This window comes from Pseudoalteromonas sp. Z1A6 (genome assembly GCF_011378745.1).
Taxonomy (GTDB): Bacteria; Pseudomonadota; Gammaproteobacteria; order Enterobacterales; family Alteromonadaceae; genus Pseudoalteromonas; species Pseudoalteromonas arctica.
Genome location: NZ_WTKW01000471.1, coordinates 1 through 2579, shown reverse-complemented (window position 1 = coordinate 2579; position 2579 = coordinate 1). Strand labels below are relative to the sequence as shown.

The 2579-nt window shown below is 38.2% G+C and carries 2 protein-coding genes and 1 pseudogene; 2 read left to right on the top strand and 1 reads right to left on the bottom strand.

Features of this window, described 5'->3' with window-relative positions:
* Positions 1-40 precede the first annotated feature (40 nt).
* Positions 41-1267: an ATP-dependent RNA helicase SrmB gene (gene srmB, locus GQR46_RS18605; RefSeq protein WP_007376476.1), complete on the bottom strand. Its 1227-nt coding sequence runs from the start codon at positions 1265-1267 to the stop codon at positions 41-43.
* A gap of 75 nt (positions 1268-1342) precedes the next feature.
* Here srmB and GQR46_RS18600 point away from each other — a divergent pair, with 75 nt between their 5' ends.
* Both GQR46_RS18600 and GQR46_RS18595 read left to right on the top strand, forming a co-directional pair.
* Positions 1343-2041: a methyltransferase gene (locus tag GQR46_RS18600; protein WP_165742009.1), complete on the top strand. Its 699-nt coding sequence runs from the start codon at positions 1343-1345 to the stop codon at positions 2039-2041.
* Positions 2042-2102: 61 nt separating this feature from the next.
* Positions 2103-2579, top strand: a pseudogene (locus GQR46_RS18595) (DUF4153 domain-containing protein); the annotation flags it as partial.

Here is a 2579-nt window from a genome sequence, read left to right as displayed (position 1 = left end):
AAAGCCGACAAAAGTCGGCTTAGTATAAAAATGTTTTAGGTTACTTTTTCTTTTTAACCTTGGCCTTTTTCTTGGCTTTCATTTTTACTGGATCTTTACGCTTTTTAGCAGGTGGCTTAGCTTCTTTATGCTGTGGCTCAACACCTCTAATTACACGACGTTTTAGTTTTTGCTCAACGTAACGCTCTACTTTATATAAAATACCAATGTCGTGTGCTTCTACTAGCGATATTGCTATCCCTTTTTTACCAGCACGGCCAGTACGACCAATACGGTGTACATATACGTCGGCAGTACGCGGCATATCAAAGTTAATAACGTGGCTGATGTCAGATACATCAATACCACGTGCAGCTACGTCGGTAGCAACTAATATGCTTGTTTTGCCACTGTGGAAGTTTTCCATGGCTTTCATACGTTTGTCTTGTGGCATTTCGCCGCGTAACCACGCCGCTTTTACATCATTAGTTGTAAGTTCGCCAATCAATGTTTCTAAGCGTTCGCGAGTTTTAACAAACACAATCGCTTTAGTTACGTCAGGGTTTTTTAGCGTATTAACTAATAATTCAAGTTTGTGATGATAATCGTCGGCTAAATGTACCCATTGGTGAATTTTAGCTTTTTCTTTACGTGACGATTCGGCTTCTAATAGAGCTGGGTCGTTTAATGTTTTTTCAGCAAACCTTTCTACGCTGTCACCTTCAAGTGTTGCTGAGAATAAAAAACATTGGCGACGATTTTTAGCTTCGTCACAAATACGGCTCATTTCTTTTTTGAAACCCATGTCTAACATGCGATCTGCTTCATCAATAATAAGCATTTCTACGTGTTCAGCATGAAAATTTTCGGTTTCAAGATATTCCATTAATCGACCTGGTGTGGCGATTAAAATATCGTTATTTTTTTCAAAAATTTCTTTATGTGTGCCGTAGTTAATACCGCCTGTTACTACACCAATTTTTAGGTGTGTGCGTTTAGCTAGCAGTTCACATTGTTCATGAATTTGATAAGCTAACTCACGAGTCGGGGTCATAACGAGTACGCGCGCAAAACCAGGGTCACGACGTGGGAAATCCAGTAAGTACTGAATAGCCGGAATTAAAAATGCCGCTGTTTTACCTGTACCAGTAGGCGCAGATGCTAAAATATCGCGCCCCTGTAGTGCTTCAGGAATAGCTTGTTGTTGAATGCTGGTTGGCGTCTCGTAGCCCATTTTATTAATGGCATCGAGTAGCTTGTTATCAAGATCAAATTCAGAAAATTGCATAGAGTGTCTAAAATAAGGGACAATTACCCTGATTATACGCGCTATGCTGCGCTTGGTGAATGAAAAGGTGAAAAAATGTCTGGTTTTGTATTTAAACAATTTAAAGTTGAACACGACCACTGTGCAATGAAAGTTTCTACCGATGGCATTTTGCTTGGCGCATGGGCTAATTTAAGCGGTGCAAAGTCGTTACTTGATATAGGCACCGGCACCGGCTTACTAGCACTAATGTGTAAGCAGCGCAGTAATGAGCTTGATATAACTGCGGTAGAAATTGACGAAAGCGCCTATACCCAAGCATTACAAAATGTAGCTAATAGCCCGTGGCCAACTATAAGTATTACGCACCAAACTATTCAACGCTTTAGTAGTGAAGTTAAATTTGACGTGGTTATCTCTAATCCACCGTATTTTAATCACAGTTTAAAAGGCGATAATGTTGCGCGTAATACCGCACGCCATAACGACGGCCTAAGTTTTGAAGAGTTAATTAATGCGTTTAAACATTTAAGCCATAGTGGTTCCCGCTTTAGCTTAATACTCCCAAGCGTTGAAGGCGCATTATTTATTGAGCTTGCTACTCAAAATGGGCTTTATTTAAATACTCATTGCCAAGTAAAAGCCACGCCCAATAAAGATATTAGCCGCAGTTTAATGACATTTAGCTACGTAAAAAGCGATATAGAATCATCAATCCTGTGTATTAGAAACTTAGATAATACCTACACTGCTGATTATATAGCCCTATGCAAAGCATTTTATTTGAAAATGTGAAGCAATTGTAAAATAGGAACGAATAACGCAAACTGACTAAAACCTATTGTTGAGAACAGATATGGATAGTCAGTTACCAAAATCTTTTATAATTATACTTGCCGTACTACAGGCTATTGCTCTTACCCTTTTGTATAGCAGTATAGAAAATAATGTGTGGCCAGCAACAAGCCCTACATGGTTAGTCTCACTTATTACATTTTCTATGAGCTTTCCTTTATTAATGCTAATGACCGTTAATAAAAATAATATAAAAACGTCGTTGCTTTTAATCCTTCCTTTTTCCTTGTTGTTATCTTTATTGGGGGCGTATGCTGGCTTTCAGCAAGAGCCTCAAGAGTACGTAAGTAATAACACTTTAATGTCAGTTTTTATTTTTACTAGTTTAATAGCTGGCTTTAAAGGCCTTATGTACATACAACAATTTGGTAGCTCAGAAAATGTTAGTTACAGTCGTTTGTTTAAGCTCTCTTGGCGTAATTTTATAATATTTGGAGAATGCTGGCTGTTTGTACTTATTTTTTGGGGAATTCTAAAT